Origin of the sequence: Nocardioides okcheonensis, from assembly GCF_020991065.1 — a bacterium.
GTDB classification, from domain to species: Bacteria; Actinomycetota; Actinomycetes; order Propionibacteriales; family Nocardioidaceae; genus Nocardioides; species Nocardioides okcheonensis.
This window is the reverse complement of record NZ_CP087710.1, coordinates 1880246-1896738: the sequence shown is the minus strand read 5'-3', so window position 1 is coordinate 1896738 and position 16493 is coordinate 1880246. Positions and strand designations below refer to the sequence as shown.

The 16493-nt window shown below is 74.1% G+C and carries 16 protein-coding genes; 10 read left to right on the top strand and 6 right to left on the bottom strand.

The features are described 5' to 3' along the window. Positions 1–59 precede the first annotated feature (59 nt). Together LN652_RS09165 and LN652_RS09160 are read right to left on the bottom strand one after the other, a co-directional pair. Positions 60–1025 (bottom strand): DUF4349 domain-containing protein, encoded by a 966-nt coding sequence (locus LN652_RS09165; protein WP_230444358.1) that lies wholly within the window; start codon positions 1023–1025, stop codon positions 60–62. Positions 1026–1085: 60 nt separating this feature from the next. Then, positions 1086–2279: an NYN domain-containing protein gene (locus LN652_RS09160; protein WP_230444357.1), complete on the bottom strand. Its 1194-nt coding sequence runs from the start codon at positions 2277–2279 to the stop codon at positions 1086–1088. Positions 2280–2334: 55 nt separating this feature from the next. Here LN652_RS09160 and hemG point away from each other — a divergent pair, with 55 nt between their 5' ends. The 5 genes from hemG to LN652_RS09135 all read left to right on the top strand — a co-directional run bounded on the left by hemG (position 2335) and on the right by LN652_RS09135 (position 6363). Beyond that, positions 2335–3684 (top strand): protoporphyrinogen oxidase, encoded by a 1350-nt coding sequence (hemG, locus tag LN652_RS09155; protein WP_230444356.1) that lies wholly within the window; start codon positions 2335–2337, stop codon positions 3682–3684. A 4-nt stretch (positions 3685–3688) separates the two neighbouring features. After that, positions 3689–4408 (top strand): hydrogen peroxide-dependent heme synthase, encoded by a 720-nt coding sequence (hemQ, locus tag LN652_RS09150; protein WP_230444355.1) that lies wholly within the window; start codon positions 3689–3691, stop codon positions 4406–4408. Positions 4409–4540: 132 nt separating this feature from the next. Continuing rightward, on the top strand, positions 4541–5074 hold the full coding sequence (locus tag LN652_RS09145; RefSeq protein WP_230444354.1) for a cupin domain-containing protein: 534 nt from the start codon (positions 4541–4543) through the stop codon (positions 5072–5074). Next, positions 5071–5508 carry a rhodanese-like domain-containing protein gene (locus LN652_RS09140; RefSeq protein ID WP_230444353.1) on the top strand — a complete coding sequence of 146 codons (438 nt, stop codon included), beginning with the start codon at positions 5071–5073 and terminating at the stop codon, positions 5506–5508. The genes LN652_RS09145 and LN652_RS09140 overlap by 4 nt, the downstream gene beginning before the upstream one ends. A gap of 12 nt (positions 5509–5520) precedes the next feature. After that, positions 5521–6363 (top strand): hypothetical protein, encoded by an 843-nt coding sequence (locus LN652_RS09135; protein WP_230444352.1) that lies wholly within the window; start codon positions 5521–5523, stop codon positions 6361–6363. A gap of 69 nt (positions 6364–6432) precedes the next feature. Here the strand turns inward: LN652_RS09135 and msrB are convergent, their stop codons facing one another. Beyond that, positions 6433–6831 carry a peptide-methionine (R)-S-oxide reductase MsrB gene (gene msrB, locus LN652_RS09130; RefSeq protein ID WP_230444351.1) on the bottom strand — a complete coding sequence of 133 codons (399 nt, stop codon included), beginning with the start codon at positions 6829–6831 and terminating at the stop codon, positions 6433–6435. 59 nt (positions 6832–6890) lie between these two features. Here msrB and LN652_RS09125 point away from each other — a divergent pair, with 59 nt between their 5' ends. The 3 genes from LN652_RS09125 to LN652_RS09115 all read left to right on the top strand — a co-directional run bounded on the left by LN652_RS09125 (position 6891) and on the right by LN652_RS09115 (position 9511). Then, positions 6891–7907, top strand: a complete 1017-nt coding sequence (locus LN652_RS09125) for an NADP-dependent oxidoreductase (RefSeq protein ID WP_230444350.1) — start codon at positions 6891–6893, stop codon at positions 7905–7907. Positions 7908–8027: 120 nt separating this feature from the next. Beyond that, positions 8028–9113, top strand: a complete 1086-nt coding sequence (locus tag LN652_RS09120; RefSeq protein WP_230444349.1) for a DNA polymerase domain-containing protein — start codon at positions 8028–8030, stop codon at positions 9111–9113. Continuing rightward, entirely contained in the window at positions 9110–9511 is a 402-nt protein-coding gene (locus tag LN652_RS09115; RefSeq protein ID WP_230444348.1) for a DUF6578 domain-containing protein, read from the top strand. The genes LN652_RS09120 and LN652_RS09115 overlap by 4 nt, the downstream gene beginning before the upstream one ends. 50 nt (positions 9512–9561) lie before the next feature. Here the strand turns inward: LN652_RS09115 and LN652_RS09110 are convergent, their stop codons facing one another. Continuing rightward, positions 9562–12315, bottom strand: coding sequence for a stealth conserved region 3 domain-containing protein (locus LN652_RS09110; RefSeq protein WP_230444347.1), 2754 nt, complete (start codon positions 12313–12315; stop codon positions 9562–9564). Positions 12316–12402: 87 nt separating this feature from the next. Between LN652_RS09110 and LN652_RS09105 the strand changes: the two genes are divergently transcribed. Beyond that, the gene (locus LN652_RS09105) at positions 12403–13491 is read left to right on the top strand and encodes a sulfotransferase family protein (protein WP_230444346.1); all 1089 of its coding nucleotides are present in this window, start codon (positions 12403–12405) and stop codon (positions 13489–13491) included. Between the two features lie 428 nt (positions 13492–13919). Here the strand turns inward: LN652_RS09105 and LN652_RS09100 are convergent, their stop codons facing one another. Together LN652_RS09100 and LN652_RS09095 are read right to left on the bottom strand one after the other, a co-directional pair. Next, on the bottom strand, positions 13920–14492 hold the full coding sequence (locus LN652_RS09100) for a hypothetical protein (protein ID WP_230444345.1): 573 nt from the start codon (positions 14490–14492) through the stop codon (positions 13920–13922). Beyond that, positions 14489–15628: an ATP-dependent DNA ligase gene (locus LN652_RS09095; RefSeq protein WP_230444344.1), complete on the bottom strand. Its 1140-nt coding sequence runs from the start codon at positions 15626–15628 to the stop codon at positions 14489–14491. Before LN652_RS09095 ends, LN652_RS09100 begins: the two co-directional genes overlap by 4 nt. An 89-nt stretch (positions 15629–15717) precedes the next feature. Between LN652_RS09095 and LN652_RS09090 the strand changes: the two genes are divergently transcribed. Further along, positions 15718–16485, top strand: a complete 768-nt coding sequence (locus LN652_RS09090) for a hypothetical protein (RefSeq protein ID WP_230444343.1) — start codon at positions 15718–15720, stop codon at positions 16483–16485. Positions 16486–16493: the final 8 nt, after the last annotated feature.

Sequence of the window (16493 nt, the reverse complement as noted above, 5' to 3'; positions counted from 1 at the left end):
CCGGACGCCGGCCGCTCCACGGGTGGAGCGGCCGGCCGGTGAGACCAATGCCTGCGCGTCTACGCCGACTCGGCGGGGGCGGGCCCCGGGCGTCCGGCCCGGCGGCGGCGGACGACCAACCACAGCGGCACGCCGAGCACGCCGACCACGACCGCGAAGGGGAGCAGCGCGCCGACGACGGTCGCCAGCACCGTGGCCGTCGCCCCGAGCGCACCCGTCCCGCCGCGCAGCCCGGCGAGGAAGCCGGCCGGCTCGTCCGGGCCGTCAGGCTCCTCCGCCCGGTCCTCCGGGACGGTGATGTCGACGGTGATCGTGGACAGGGAGGTCTGGTCGCGCAGCCAGGCCTGCTGCGACTTGAGCGAGTCGAGCTCGGCCTGCCGGGACGTCAGCTGCGACTCGATCCAGATCACGTCCTTGAGGTCGCGCGCGTCCGCCAGCAGCAGCTCGACCCGCTCCAGGCTGGCCTCCTGCGCCCGGACCCGCGCACCGGTGTCGATCACCTCGGTGGTCACGTCGTCGGAGCCGCGGCTCGACGAGCGGAAGGTCGCCACCTGCTCGAGCGCCTCCATGGTCGCCCCGAACTTCGCGCTCGGCACCCGCACCACCAGGCGGGCGTAGGAGGCCGCGCCGTCGTCGGCGGTCGTGGTCTCCTCCTCGGTGACGTCACCGCCCTGCGCGTCCACCACCCGCTGCACGTCCTGGCGCGCGGTCGCGACGTCCTTGCTGGTCAGCGACACCGACCCGCTCGAGACCACCGAGCGCTCCATCGCCGCGGTGGTCGGCCCGGCCCCACCGGCACCGTCCCGGTCGGCGGCGCCCGCCTTGCTGCCGGCGGCACCCGCCCCGCCCCCCGGGGAGTCGGCCGTCCCCTCGGGCAGGGACGAGACGGCCCCGCCGCCGTCGCCGGCCGAGGCGGAGTCGCCGTTGTCGTCGCCGGGGGAGGAGCAGGCGGCGAGCAGCGCCGTCATGGAGAGCGCGGCCACGAGGCCGGCGGTGCGCGAGCGGAGCAGGTGGGCGGTCGTCATGGCCCTCCGACGGCCCCGACGACCGCCGGGGTTCCGGTCGTGACCGAACCGTGACGCGGCTCAGGCCGTGGGAGTGCCGCCCGCCGGGGTCACCGGACGCCCGGAGCGGGTCCGGGTCGTCACCCGCACCACGGGCTTCTCCTCCGCGGGCGGCTGCACCGGCTGCGGCTCGGCCTTCGCCGCGGTCTTCGCCGGCGTCTTCGTCGTCTTGCGTGCCGTCCGACGCGACGAGGTCTTCTTCGTCGCGGCCTTCTTCGCGGTGGACGTCGGCTCGGCCTGCTCCGGCTCGGCCTGCTCCGGCTCGGCCTGCTCCGGTTCGGCCTGCTTCGCCGACCCGGCCCGCTGGGGCGCCGCCTGCTTCTTCGCGGTCCGCTTGCGGGTGGAGGTCTTCGTCGCCGGTGCCGGCTCGGCGCCGCCCGTCGGAGCGGGCTCCACGGCCTGGTCCGGTGCCTTCTCCGCGGCCTTCTCCGCGACCTTCTCCGGAGCCTTGTCAGCCGCCTTCCGCGCCACCGCCTTCCGCGCGACCGGCGCGCCCTTGAGGCGTACGCGCATCGCGTTGCCGGCGCCGGAGGTCTCGAGGTATCCCTGCTCGACCACCAGCGTGCTCAGCCGGGCGCCCGCGCCGGCGAAGGCGCGCGGGTCGAAGGACGGGTGGGTGCGGACCAGCTGGTTGCCGAGGCTGGGCAGGCTGGCCCACCCGTCGTCGTCGGACACGGCGTTGAGCGCGCGGGTGAGGGCGCTCTGCAGGTTGATCGCCGGGGCGCTGTCGGGGGACTCGTCGCCGTCGACCTCGCCGCTGTCGTCGTCGGTGTCGGCGAGGACGTCGAGGTCGATGAACTTGTCGCACGCGTTGCGCAGCGAGGTCGGTGCCTTCTGGGTGCCGAGGACGTAGACCGCCTTGCCCGACTCGCGCAGCCGGTGCGTGAGCGCGGTGAAGTCGCTGTCGCTGGTGACCAGCGCGAACGACTCGACGTTGCCGTCGTAGAGCAGGTCCATCGCGTCGATGACCAGCGCCATGTCGGTGGAGTTCTTGCCCTTGGTGAACGCGTTCTGGTGCACCGCGCGCAGGCCGAGGCTGTTGAGCTTGGGCGCCCAGTTGCTCAGCCGGTCGCTGGTCCAGTCGCCGTAGACCCGCTTGATGGTGGGGTTGCCGTACTTCGCGACCTCGCCGAGGACCGCCTGCAGCTGGCGGTGGCTGGCGTTGTCGGCGTCGATCAGCACGGCGATCCGGTCCGAGGTCACGTTGGGGTCCACACCTGCAGCCTAGAGCGCCCCCGGTCCCGGGCGGACCGTCTGGCAGGGTGGTGGTGTGAAGCGTGACGTGGTCGTCGTCGGTGGCGGGGTCGCCGGCCTGGTCGCCGCTCGCGACCTCGCCGCGAGCGGGCGCGACGTGCTGCTGCTCGAGGGGTCGCCCGTCCTGGGCGGCAAGCTGCGCGGCGCGGAGGTCGCCGGGCAGACCGTCGACGTCGGCGCCGAGGCGATGATCGCCCGCCGGCCCGAGGGCCTCGCGCTCGCGGCCGGGCTCGGCGCCGGGCTGGTCCACCCCACGCCGGCCACGTCGGGGGTGCTCTCGCGCGGGGTGGTCCGGGCGATGCCGCGCTCGCTGATGGGCGTGCCGTTCGACCTCGACCAGCTCGCCGCCAGCGGGGTGCTCAGCCCCGAGGGGGTGGCCCGGGCGACGGACGAGACCGCCGTCGCCTTCGACGCCGACGTCTCGGTCGGCGACCTGGTGGCCGCCCGCCTCGGCGACGAGCTCGTCGACCGCCTCGTCGAGCCCCTGCTCGGCGGGGTCTACGCCGGCCACGCCCGCCGGATCTCCGCAGCCGCCGCGGTGCCGCAGCTGCTGGCGATGGCGCGGCGGGGGAGCCTGCTCGAGCAGGCCGCCGCGGTGCCGCTCGCCACCGGGCCGGTCTTCGCGACGCTGCCCGGCGGGATGGGCCGCCTGCCCGGCCTGCTCGTCGACGGCGGTGGCTTCGAGGTCCGGACGTCCGCGACCGTGCGCGCGCTGCGGCGTACGCCCTCGGGCTGGGCGCTCACCGTCGGCCCGACGACCGCCGCCGAGACGGTCGAGGCGGACGCGGTCGTGCTCGCCACCCCGGCCGCGCCCGCCGCCCGGCTGCTCGCCGACGCCGTGCCCGACGCGGCCGCCGGGCTGGCGACGGTGGAGGCCGCCAGCGTCGCCGTGGTGACGCTGGCCTTCCGCGCCGCGGACGTCCCGGAGGAGCTCTTCGACCGCTCCGGAGTGCTGGTGCCGCCGGTCGAGCGGCGGACCATCAAGGCCACCACCTTCTCCTTCGGCAAGTGGGACTGGGTGCGCGAGCTCGACCCCGACCTGGTCTTCCTCCGCACCTCCCTCGGCCGGCACCGCGAGGAGGCGACCCTGCAGGCCGACGACGACGCCCTCGTCCGGGTCTCGCTGGCCGACCTCGACGCGATCGCCGGCATCACCGCCCGCCCGGTCGACACCCACGTGCAGCGCTGGGGCGGCTCGCTCCCGCAGTACGCCGTCGGCCACCTCGACCTCGTCGCGCGGGTCCGCGCCGCCGTGGCCGACCAGCCCGGGCTGGCCGTGTGCGGCGCGACCTACGACGGCGTCGGCATCCCTGCGGTGATCGGCTCGGCCCGCCGCGCTGTGGCCTCGGTCACCCGGGCAGAATGAGGTCATGAGCACCGAGTCGCACCCCGAGAAGACCAACGCCGCGCGCACGCGCGAGCTCAACGACACCATCCGCTACGCGATGTGGTCGGTCTTCAAGCTGCGCGACGTCCTCGGCGACGCCGACCGCGAGGCCGAGGCCACCGACGTGGAGGCCCTCCTCGAGGTGCTCGCCGAGCAGGACGTCAAGGTCCGCGGCCTCTACGACGTCAGCGGCCTGCGCGCCGACGCCGACCTGATGGTGTGGTGGCACGCCGCCGACTCCGAGCAGCTCCAGGGGGCCTACAACGCCTTCCGGCGCACCGCGTTCGGCCGTCGCCTCGAGCCGGTGTGGTCGCAGATGGCGCTCCACCGCCCGGCCGAGTTCAACAAGTCGCACATCCCGGCCTTCCTCGCCGACGAGGAGCCGCGCGCCCACGTCTGCGTCTACCCGTTCGTCCGCTCCTACGAGTGGTACCTCCTCGAGGACTCCGAGCGTCGCGCCATGCTCGCCGAGCACGGCCAGATGGCCCGCGGCTACGCCGACGTCCGCGCCAACACGGTCGCCTCGTTCGCCCTCGGCGACTACGAGTGGATGCTCGCCTTCGAGGCCGACGAGCTGCACCGCATCGTCGACCTGATGCGCGACCTGCGCGCCTCCACGGCCCGGCGCCACGTGCGCGAGGAGGTGCCGTTCTACACCGGCTCCCGCGTCACCCCGGCCGAGCTGCTCGCCCGGCTGCCCTGACCCGCCAGCCCTGACCCGCCGGGGCTGACCCGGCCGCCCGGCCCGCTCGCTGCGACACGAGCCGGAACGGCGCGCCGTGGCGTCGGATCAATGTAGAGTAAGTCACTCGACATTGTTCTACAGGAGGTCACCGTGTCCGCCACCTTCCCCACCACCCGCGCCCGCCTGCACGCCCGGCCCCGCCTGCGCGGCACGGCTCCGACCCCGCTCCGCGGGGGCGCGGGGGCGTCGTCGCGCACCGCCCGTGCCGCCCTCGCCCACCACCTCGCCGAGGTCGACCCGCTGGCCGGGGTGGACCTCGACGTCACCGAGCGCACCTGGGAGCGCGTCGGCCAGGTCGGCGGCGCCGACCTCTGGCTGATCACGTGGCCGCCCGGCACCAGCACCGGCTGGCACGACCACGGCGCCGCGAGCGGCGCGTTCGTCGTCCTGCGCGGCTCGCTCACCGAGTACGTCTGGACCGGGGTCGCGACGGCCACGACGCTGGGCCCCCACGTCGTGCGGGAGTTCGGCGGCAACCACATCCACGACGTCGTCGGCACCGGCGACGTCACGGCCGTCTCGCTGCACGCCTACGCGCCGTCGCTCGACGCGATGACCCGCTACGAGGTGGTCCGCGGACGGCTGCAGGTCACGAGCGTCGAGAAGCGCGGGGAGGTCTGGTGACCGCGACCCGGCTGCCGCGCGCCCGGCACGACGGCATCGACGCGATGCTCGCCGACGCCCGGTCGCGGCTGGTCCGCGTCGACGCCGAGACCGCCTACCGCGAGGCGCTGCACGGCGCTCTCCTCGTCGACATCCGCCCCGCCGGCCAGCGGGCCGTCGAGGGCGAGGTGCACCCGGCCGTGGGTGTGCTGGTCGTGGAGCGCAACGTGCTCGAGTGGCGCCTCGACCCGCGCTCGGACGCGCGGCTGCCCGAGGCGTCCCACGACGCGCGCGTGCTGGTGCTGTGCCAGGAGGGCTACACCTCCAGCCTCGCGGCCGACTCCCTGCGCAGCCTGGGCCTCGACGCGACCGACGTGGTCGGGGGGTTCGCCGCGTGGCGCGACGCGCACCTGCCCGTGGCCTGTCCCGGCGCGGAACCCGTCTCCGGCGGGTAACGTCCCAGAGGCATGAGGACACCCCTGCTGACCCTGGCCGTGACCGCGACGCTCGCCCTGTCGGCCTGCTCCACCGAGCAGGGCACGCGCGCGGTCGATCCCGCAGCCGACGGGGAGCCGTCGGCTTCCGCCTCGGGCGGGGCCGCGCCGGACCCGGTGCCCGACGGCCCCGTCCAGACCGAGCTGGTGACGGTGCTCGACAACGGCAGCGGCCCCCAGCTCTGCCTCGGCGCCGTCGCCGAGTCGTACCCGCCGCAGTGCGGGGGCCCCGCGGTCGAGGACTTCGAGTGGGGCGACGTCGGCGCCGAGAAGGCCGCCGGCGTGACCTGGGGGCAGTACGCCCTCACCGGCACCTTCGACGGCTCGACGTTCACCGTCACCGACGCGATCCCGGCCGCGCTCTACGACACGATGGCCGAGCCGGAGGCGGGCGGCCTGGAGCCGGCGTGCGATGACGCCGAGGCCACCGACCGGGCGATGGCGACGCCCGAGGACATGGACGCGACCCTGCAGGCCGCCTCCGCCCTCCCGACGTACTCCACCGCCTGGCTCAGCAACGGCACGATCAGCGTCGCCGTCACCGGGGACGCGGAGGCCGCCGAGGAGACGCTGCGCGAGACGTGGGGCGGCCTCCTGTGCGTCACCACCGTCGAGAGGACCGACGCCGACCTCACCGAGGTCAACACCGCGCTGCAGCAGGCCCTCGGCGACCGGCTGCTGACCAGCGGCTCGTCCGCGCCGGACTCCCTCGACGCGCGCGTCGTCTTCGACGACGGGTCGATCCAGGAGTGGGCCGACGCCACCTACGGCGAGGGGCTGGTCCAGGTCACCTCGGCGCTGACGCCGGTCTCCTGAGGTCGGCTACCTGAGGACGAAATGGTGGGTGGATCGACCGATCTGCCCACCATTTCGTCCTCAGGTACCTCACTTCTTCTCGTTGAGCGTGATGCTGATCGAGTTGATGCAGTAGCGGTCGCCGGTGGGCGTGCCGAAGCCGTCGGGGAACACGTGGCCCAGGTGCGAGCCGCAGCTCGCGCAGCGCACCTCGACGCGCTTCATGCCGTGGGAGGTGTCCTCGATGTACTCCACGGTGTCGGTCATCGGCTGGTAGAAGCTCGGCCAGCCGCAGCCCGAGTGGAACTTGGTGTCGCTGGTGAACAGCTCCGACCCGCAGGCCTTGCACGAGTACGTGCCCTCGGTCTCGGTGTCGGTGTACTCGCCGGTGAAGGCGCGCTCGGTGCCGGCCTGGCGGAGCACGGCGTACTCCTCGGGGCTGAGCTGCTCGCGCCACTCCTCGTCGGTCTTCTGAACGTCGTAGGCCATGGCTCCAGACTAGTCGCCCGGTGGCTGCCGGCCCTCGGGCGGCTGGCACTCTGGAGGGCATGGAAAGCACCCAGCTCCGCCTCGCCCGGCGTCCCGAGGGCGAGCCCGACGACACCACGTTCAGCACCACGACCGAGACCCTGCCCGAGCTGCAGGACGGCCAGGTCGCGCTCGCGATCCGGTACCTCTCCCTCGACCCCTACATGCGCGGTCGGCTGAGCACCGCCAAGTCCTACGCCGCGCCCGTCGAGGTCGGCGACGTGATGGTCGGCGGCACCGTCGGCGAGGTCGTCGAGTCGCGCTTCGAGGGCCTCGAGCCGGGCGACTTCGTCCTGTCCTACTCGGGCTGGCAGAGCGCCGCGGTCGTCGACGGCAGCCAGGTCCGCAAGCTCGACCCGACGGTCGCGCCGGTGACCACCGCGCTCGGCGTGCTCGGCATGCCCGGCTTCACGGCGTACGCCGGGCTCCTCGAGATCGGCAAGCCGCAGGAGGGCGAGACCGTCGTCGTCGCCGCGGCCACCGGCCCGGTCGGCAGCGCGGTCGGCCAGATCGCGAACCTCAAGGGCGCCCGGTCGGTCGGCATCGCCGGCGGTCCCGAGAAGGTGCGCGCGCTCACCGAGGAGTTCGGCTTCGACGCCGCCCTCGACCACCGCAGCCCCGACTTCCGCGACCAGCTCGCCGAGGCCACGCCGGACGGGATCGACGTCTACTTCGAGAACGTCGGCGGCCCGGTCTTCGACGCCGTGCGCCGCCGGTTCAACACCTACGCCCGGATCCCGGTCTGCGGCCTGGTCGCCAACTACAATGCCGTCGGCCAGCCCGAGGGCCCGGACCGGATGCCCGGCCTGATGGGCCAGGTGCTGTCGCAGAGCCTCACCGTGCGCGGCTTCATCCAGAGCGAGTTCCAGAAGTCCCACGGGCGCGACTTCGTGCGCGACATGGGCCAGTGGGTCGCCGAGGGCAAGGTCCGCTACCGCGAGGACGTCGTCGACGGCCTGGAGAACGCGCCCGCCGCCTTCGCCGGGATGCTGCGCGGGGAGAACTTCGGCAAGCTCGTGGTCCGCGTCGGCGGCTGATCCGCGACGAGGGTCGGTGCCTCGACGCGCGGTCGCGCCCTCGCAGGCTCGGGCGCGCGCTTGCTCGACCTCCCTCGCCACGCCGGGCACGACTCCGTCGTTCCCGACTAGGCTCACGACATGGCGAAGACGTCGGAGGCGTACGTCCGGGCGGGGGAGCGCGAGGTCAGGATCTCGTCCCCCGACCGGGTCATCTACGAGGCGACGGACACGACGCCCGCGGTCACGAAGCTGATGGTGGCGGAGTACGTCACCAGCGTCGAGGAGGGCCTGATGCGGGCGCTCCGCGACCGGCCGACCGCGCTGGAGCGGTGGACCTCGGGCGTACGCCCCGGCATGAAGCTGGCGACCGGCCCGCAGGACCGCGACGCCGACGCGTTCTACCAGAAGCGGGTGCCGAAGGGCGCGCCCGACTACCTCGAGTCGGTGCAGATCACCTTCCCGTCCGGACGGACCGCCGAGGAGATCTGCCCGACCGAGATCGCGGTGCCGGTGTGGTGCGCGCAGATGGGCACGCTGACCTTCCACCCCTGGCCGGTGCGACGCTCCGACGTCGACCACCCCGACGAGCTGCGCATCGACCTCGACCCGCAGCCCGGCACGACCTTCGCCGACGCCGTACGCGTCGCGGGCGTGGCGCGCGAGCTGCTCGCCGACCTCGGGATGACCGGCTTCGCGAAGACCTCCGGCAACCGCGGCATCCACGTCTACGTCCGGATCGAGCCGCGCTGGGACTTCGGCGAGGTGCGGCACGCGGCGATCGCGTTCGGCCGCGAGCTGGAGAAGCGCGACGACGGCGTCACGACCGCGTGGTGGAAGGAGGAGCGCGGCGAGCGGATCTTCGTCGACTTCAACCAGAACACCCGCGACCGGACGATCGCGTCGGCGTACTCGCTGCGACCGCTCCCCGGGGCGCCGGTCTCGACGCCGCTGGCGTGGGACGACCTCGCCGGCCTGACCGACCCGCACCACCTCAACCTGTTCTCGGTGCCGTCGCGGCTCGCCGTCGACGGCGACCCGTGGGCGACGATCGACGACGTCCACCACTCGCTCCAGCCGCTGCTCGACCTGTGGGAGGAGCACCCGGTCGAGCTCAACTACCCGCCCGACCACCCGAAGATGCCGGGCGAGCCGCCGCGCGTGCAGCCGTCGAAGAAGGTCGAGTCGCACTGGGACGCCGACGGCAACCGGGTCGAGGGCACGTGAGCAGGCTGGTCTACGTCGCGTCCTGGCACATCCAGTGCTGCGGCGAGGAGTTCGCCGTCGGCGACCGCGTGGAGTGGCCGGTGCTCCCGGTCGACCGGGCCGACCCCTTCTGGGAGCCGCTCCTCGGGCCAGACCTCACTGCCCGGCTGTGGGGCACCTACGAGGGGCACGAGGAGGAGCGGCCACCCGGCGTGTCCGGCACGGTTCGGGGGATCCGCACGGTCGTCTGCCGGATGGCGCCCCTCCCGCCGCCGGCGGACCAGCGCGAGCTGCACGTCGTGCCGGGCACGGGACGGTTCGAGTCGATCGACGCGATCGACACGTGGCTCGACCTGCACGGTGACCCGTCGGGGCTGCACTTCACGGGCTGGCTGGTCGACCTCGACGTGAGCGGGTAGCTGCCGGGTCTCGTGACGGTCGCTGCGCGACCTCCTCGACCAGCGACGAGCTACCGCTCCCAGGGTGCAGCGACGGGGAAGTACTCCCGCAGGAAGTCCATCAGCAGCCGGTCGGCGCGCTCGGCGTCGAACGCGGCGACGTGGTTGTCGGCCACGCAGAAGAAGTCGCGGTCGCGCTTGAGCATCGAGCGCAGCTGCACCGGCAGCTGCTGGTGGCCGAGGTCGACGTAGCCGTGGTGCGCGCCGGCGCGGAACGCCTGGCCGGTGACCAGCCCGTAGTTCTGCGCGAACGACGACAGCAGCGACAGGTCGCCTGCGGAGCGGAACGGCGCGTGGGCCGTCGCGTCCACCTCGGCGGCGAAGCGGGCCGCGACCTCCTCCAGCGTCGTACGCCGCTGGGGGTGCGGGCTGTGCATCATCGTCTGGGTGATCGCCACCCCGAACGCGTCCTGCAGCACACGCCGGTTGTTCTGCGCGGCGGACAGGTAGGGGCGGTCGTCGGTCCCGGGGAGGCCGACGGCGCGGTGGTCGGCGACGAACGCGGCGTACTGCCCGCCCGGCGTGAAGAAGTGCTCCTTGCGCCGGGGGCGGCCGAGGAAGACGTCGTCGTTGACGTAGACGAAGTGGTCGGCGAGGTCCGGCACGCGGTGCAGCGCGGTCTCGATCGCGTGCGAGCTGAAGGTCGGCAGCGCGGACGCCGGGAGGATGTCGCGGTGGTCGACGACCCGGATCCGGTCGTGCCGGCGGTCGAGCCAGTCCGGCACCTGGCCGGCGGTGACGAGGTGGATCCGGCGCACCCAGGGCGCGAAGAGGTTGATGCTGCGCATCGAGTAGCGAAGCTCGTCGCGGCTGCGGTAGCGGGCGGCGCCGCTGGCGCGCTTGTCGGGGGTGCCGCCCAGGCTGCGGATCCGCTCGTCGCGCGCGGCCAGCCAGTCCTCGTCGTCCCCGTCGACCCAGGTGTAGACGACGTCGACCTCGAAGCGGCAGTCGTCGACGGTCGGCAGCGCCATCGTGGCCAGCGTCGGCACGTCCAGGCCGTCGACAACGGTCGTGGTGCGCGCCGTGCCGGCCGGGACCCGGTCGCCGTAGCGGTTCAGCCCCGGCGCCAGCAGGTCGCCCTCGGGCGTCTCCTCCCAGAGCTGCATGCCGACCTCGACGCCCTCGCCCAGCAGCCCGCCGTGGCCGCCGCGCATCGGCCACGGCTCGAGGAAGAACGACGCGGTGCGGGTGCGGGAGAGCTCGTCGGTCATCGCGGCGATCGTGCCGCGGCGCTCGGGCCAGCCGCGCTCGGCCGGGTCGCGCACCGACAGCCAGTCGGGCACGTCGGCCTGCGCGAGCGCGGCCAGGAACGCCTCGCGGCGTGACGACGGCACGACGACCACCGGGTGCGGGTCGAGGCCGCGCGCGGGCAGGACGAACCAGCCGTCACCGGTCGCCGCCGCGACGGAGGTCAGCACCCCCAGGGTCGTCGTACGCGCCTCGGCGGGGGTGAGCCCGCGGGCGGAGGTGGTCTCGGGCAGGTCGCCGAGCGGGCCGGGGCGCAGGCCGTGGAGCACCCGGCGCGGCGCGAGCGGGTCGTGTCGGCGCTCGACGGCGGTGCGGAAGGTGTCGACCCAGCGGCGCGCGAGGGCCTGCCCGTCCCAGCGCTCGGAGCGGGTGAGCGCCGCCTCGCCGAGGCGGGCGCGCAGGTCGTCGTCGGTGGCCACGCGGAGCATCGCGGCAGCGAGCGCAGCCTTGGAGGCGGGTGGGACCAGCAGCCCGTCGACGTCGTGGGTGATGATCTCGCGCGGCCCCGACGGGCAGTCGTAGGAGATCGCGGGGACGCCCGCGGACATCGCCTCCTGCAGCACCAGCGGGTAGCCCTCGCCGCGGGAGGCGAGCACCGCGACGCTCGCGCGCGCCCACTCGGCGGCGAGGTCGTCGACCGCGCCGGGGAGCTCGACGCGGTCCTCGAGCCCGAGCTTGCGGACCTGGGCGCGGAGGTTGTCGGCGCGCGGGCCGTCGCCGAAGATCCGCAGCGTCCAGCCGGGCAGGTCCTCGTGGATGCGCCAGAAGGCGTCGACGACGTGCTCGAACTGCTTCTCCGGGGCCAGCCGGCCGGCGGTCACGAAGGTCTTCTGGTCCAGCGGCGAGCGCGGCTGCGCGTGGGAGGGCAGCGGGTTGGGGATGACCTGCAGCTCGGGCGCGGCGCCACCGAGGCGACCGGCGAGCCAGCGCGACATCGACTCGGTCAGCGACACCACGACGTCGGCGCGCGGCGCGAACTGCAGCAGCGCGCCGAGGTCGTTGACCCGGCTGGAGGAGGCGCGGTGCTCCTGGTGCACCAGCGCGGCCCCGGGCGGCGCGAGCTGGGCGACGACGGCGAGCAGCTCGGGTGTGGTGGTGACGAGCACGTCGGCGTCGATGCCGCCGAGCGCCTCGCGCAGGGTCGCGTCGGTGAGGCCGTTGAAGAGCGCGTCCCAGCTGCGCGGCACGATCACGGACTCGCGCTCGGCCAGGTCGGCGGGGTGGCGGCCGGACACCGCGGCGGGGCGCTCGCCGCGTACGTCGACCAGGTAGGTGACCTCGAGGCCGTCGGCGAGGCGGTAGTGGGTGGTCGCGCCGCTGCGGGTCACGCTGAGGATCCGCACCCGGTGGCCCTCGCCGAGGCCGAGCAGCGCGTTGGCCTGCTCGATGCCGGAGCGGGCGGTGCCGCCCATCCCGTCGGCGTTGAAGAGCACGAAGACGATGTCGAGCGGGCCGTCGCGGCGGGTCCGGCGCATCGCGGAGCGCACCTTGCGCCCCAGTCGGTCGGTCAGTGCCACGTGTCCTCAGTCCTGTCCCACTGCTGTGCTCGCCGAGCCGGTCGGCACGATCCTAGGGCCCGGCACGCGGCGGATAGGGTGACCCGCATGCCGACGACCTCCACCCCGCTCGTCCTCGTGTCCGGGTCCGGCCGCAGCGGCACCAGCTCGCTCGCCGGCACCCTGAAGCGGCTCGGGCTGCACGTCCCGCAGCCGGAGGTCGAGGCGTCGGAGACCAACCCGCGCGGGTTCTACGAGCCGCAGTGGGTCATCGACTTCCACAAGCGCCACCTGCGCGAGCTCGCGCTGTTCAACATCGACAGCCGGCCCGCCGCGGTCGGGCTCGTCGCCGACTACCTCGCCTCCGGCGAGCCGACCGCCGAGCTGCGCGAGTGGCTCGCCGGGCAGCTCGAGGCGCCCGAGCGCGGCGACGCGCAGATCGTCGTCAAGGACCCGCACGCCTTCTGGTTCGCCCACGCCTGGGAGCTCGCCAGCCACGACCTCGACATCGACCTGCGCTGGCTCACCGCGCTGCGGCACCCCGCCGAGGTCGTCGGCTCGCGCGACATCGCGTACCTCTCCAGCCAGTCCGAGGAGCTGCGGCTCACCAAGGAGACCTCCAACGTCGCCGGCTGGGTGCACGCCGCGCTGCTGACCGAGCAGGCCGGGCGCGGTTACAAGCGCTCGTTCGTGCGGTACGTCGACCTGCTGTCCGACTGGCGTGCCGCCCTGGCCCCGGTCCAGGAGCAGCTCGAGATCGAGCTGAACACCGACCTCACCTCCACGGAGCACCACGCGGTCGACGACTTCATCGAGCCGTCGATGCGCAAGTCGCAGCTCACCTGGGACGATGTTCGCACCCCTGACTGGCTGCGCGAGATGGCCGAGGAGGTCTGGCGGCTGCTCGGCGTGCTCACGACCTCGCCGAAGGACCGCGACACCCTCATGGCGCTCGACCGGATCCACGAGGACTACAACTCCCGCTACGCCGACGCCGTCGCGCTCACCTTCGACCACACCAAGGCCGAGTCCACCCTCGCCGCCCGCGAGGCGCGCGACGCCCAGCGTGCCACCGTCCAGCAGCTGCGCCGCGACCTCGAGCAGGCGCGGCGCACCCCCGCGGCCCCCACCGTCGGCGGCCGCGAGGCCGCCGGCATCCTGCGCCGCGCCGTCGTACGCCGCCTCACCCGCCGCTGACCGGGCACTTCCTCGCGCTGGCGGGCGTTGACCGGGCACTTCCTCGCGCTGGCGGGCGTTGACCGGGCACTTCCTCGCGCTGGGTTGCAGCGCGAGGAAGTGCCCGCTCGCCGGGTTGCAGCGCGAGGAAGTGCCCGCTCGCCGGGTTGCAGCGCGAGGAAGTGCCCGCTCGCCGGGTTGCAGCGCGAGGAAGTGCCCGCTCGCCGGGTTGCAGCGCGAGGAAGTGCCCGCTCGCCGGGTTGCAGCGCGAGGAAGTGCCCGCTCGCCGGGTTGCAGCGCGAGGAAGTGCCCGCTCGCCGGGTTGCAGCGCGAGGAAGTGCCCGCTCGCTGGGTTGCAGCGCGAGGAAGTGCCCGCTCGCTGGGTTGCAGCGCGAGGAAGTGTCCGCTCGCCGGGTTGCAGCGCGAGGAAGTGTCCGCTCGCCGGGTCGTCAGAGGCCGGTGACGCCCTCGCCCTTGCCGGAGGCCTGCTCGTCGAAGTTCTCGTGCTCGATGAGGTGCAGGACCGGGACGCCGAGCTTGCGGCGGGCGCGGGAGGTCCAGTCGAGGTGGAAGAGCTCCGCGACGACGTGGGGGCGGGTGAGGATGATCGCCTCGCGCGCGTCGACCTGGGAGACCATCGCGGCCAGCGCGTCGACGGGCGGCTCGGAGGTCACGAGGCCGCGCGCCGTGCCGCCGGCGCCCTCGAGGGCCGCGAGCGTGGTGGCGAGGTCGCTGGTGGAGTGCTCCTCGCACTCGCGGCGCAGCGCCTCGAGGTCGACGTCGTTCATCGCCAGCGCGGGCGCGGCCATCAGGTCGCCGGCGCCGAGGGTGCCGAGCGAGGCCTCCACCCGGGCCGCGGCGTCCTCGAGCGGGAGCAGCACGTGGTAGACGACCTCGTCCTCGATCTCCTCGTGCAGGGAGCGCACCTGGGCGGCGTCGGCGGCGCTGAGCGCCTGCTCGACGAGCAGCACCACGTCGTAGGTGCCCTGTCCGTCGTGGATGCTGTCGTTGGTCTCGCTCATCGTGCGCCTCCGGGTGTCGATGTCCGTGCGGTGTCGGTGCTCAGGATCCGTGTCAGGTCGTAGCCGGCGGGCTCCTCGAGCTGACCGTATCCGCAGCTCTCGGGAGCGCGGTCGTCGCGCCAGCGCTTGAAGTGGGCGGTGTGGCGGAAGCGCCGGCCCTCCATGTGGTCGTACTTCACCTCGAGCACCCGCTCCGGGCGCAGCGCGGTGAACCCGAGGTCCTTGCCCGCGCTCCAGCGGCTCTGGGTGCCGGGCACCCGGTCGGGGTTGGCGGTGAGGAACTCCTGCCAGCGGCCCCACGGGTGGTCGGCGATGTCGCAGACCAGCGGCTGCAGCTCGTGCCACAGCTCGGCGCGGCGCGCGGCGGTGAAGCTGGCCGAGACACCGATGTGCTGCAGCTCGCCGTCGTCGTCGTACAACCCGAGGAGCAGCGAGCCGATCAGCGGCTCGTCGGGGGTGGAGGTCTTGTGCTCGCGATAGCCCGCGAGCACCACGTCGGCGGTGCGCTCGTGCTTGATCTTGAGCATGGTGCGCTTGTTCGGCTCGTACGCCGCCCCGAGCGGCTTGGCGACCACGCCGTCGAGCCCGGCGCCCTCGAACTCGGAGAACCACCTCTCGGCCTCGGCCGGGTCCTCGGTGGTGCGGGTCAGGAAGCACGGGCCGGTGCCGTCGAGGTCGGCGAGCGCGTCGACCAGCGCGGCCCGGCGCTCCGCGAACGGCCGGTCGACGTAGGACTCGTCGCCCAGGGCGAGCAGGTCGAAGGCCACGAAGCCGGCGGGCGTCTCGACCGACAGCTTGTCGACGCGGCTCGCGGCGGGGTGGATCCGCTCCTGCAGCGTCTCGAACTCCAGCCGCCAGCCGTCCGGGCCCTGCAGCCCGACGAACACCTCGCCGTCGAGCACGACCCGGTCGGGCAGCTGGCGCCGGCAGGCTTCGACGACCTCGGGGAAGTAGCGCGTCAGCGGCTTGGTGTTGCGGCTGGCGAGCTCGACCTCGTCGCCGTCCTTGAAGACCAGGCAGCGGAAGCCGTCCCACTTCGGCTCGAAGCTCAGGCCTCCGTGCTTCGCGGGGTCGGGCACGCCACTCACGCTCTTGGCGAGCATCGGCTGCACCGGCGGCATCACGGGGAGGTCCACGGCACGACCATAGTGCGACGCGGGTCGCGGATCGTGGCTGCGACCTGATGCGGCGGCGTCGGCATCCGGTTCGGTGGGACGATCGTCGGGTGGTCCAGCCGACGTCCCCCGCTCCGCCCGCAGCCGTCGTCCGCGTCCTGGGCCTGCTCACCGGTCTCGGCTCGGTGGCCATCGGCGTCGGCCTCGTGCTCGACGCCGAGTCGTCGTTCGGGGTGGTGTGGGCGTCGCTGTTCGTGGTGCTCGGGGTCGTGGTGCTGCTCTCGTTCGTCGCCGTGCTGCCGGTGCGCCCGCGGCCCGCGACCACGGGCTCCGTCCGTGGCGCGGGCCGGGACGTGCGCCGGGACGTGGTCCTGGACGGTGAGCCCGCGCAGTTCCACCCGCACCCGCTCGAGCGCGTGCGCCTCGCGGGGCTGGCCGCGCTGACGCTCCTCGGCGGCTGGCTCGTGGTGATGGGCGTCGTGGGCGCGGTCGAGGAGACCTGGCTGTGGGCGGTCCTGGCCGCGGTGCCGGCCGCCTACCTCCTGGGCTTCCCGGTCCTGACCGTGCTGGGACGCGCTCGCGCCGGCGGCTGGTGGCTCACGCCGACCCGGCTCGTGGCCGAGCACCACGGCCTGCGCAGCGAGGTGCCACTGCGCGACGTCGCGACGGTGACACCCTGGTCGCGGAGCGTGCACGTGGCGCCCGTCGAGGCGGGCAGGGTCGAGCACCGTTCGCTCACGCCCTGGCCGTGGCGCACCCGGGCACGCGGGGGTGACCTGGTGGTCCCGGTCGGTGCGGCCGGCGCGCCCCCAGCCAGCGAGGACCTCGCCGCCCTGCTGCGCGAGGCGGCAGCGTCGGCGGCGCGCCGCGCGGGCTAGCCGCTCGG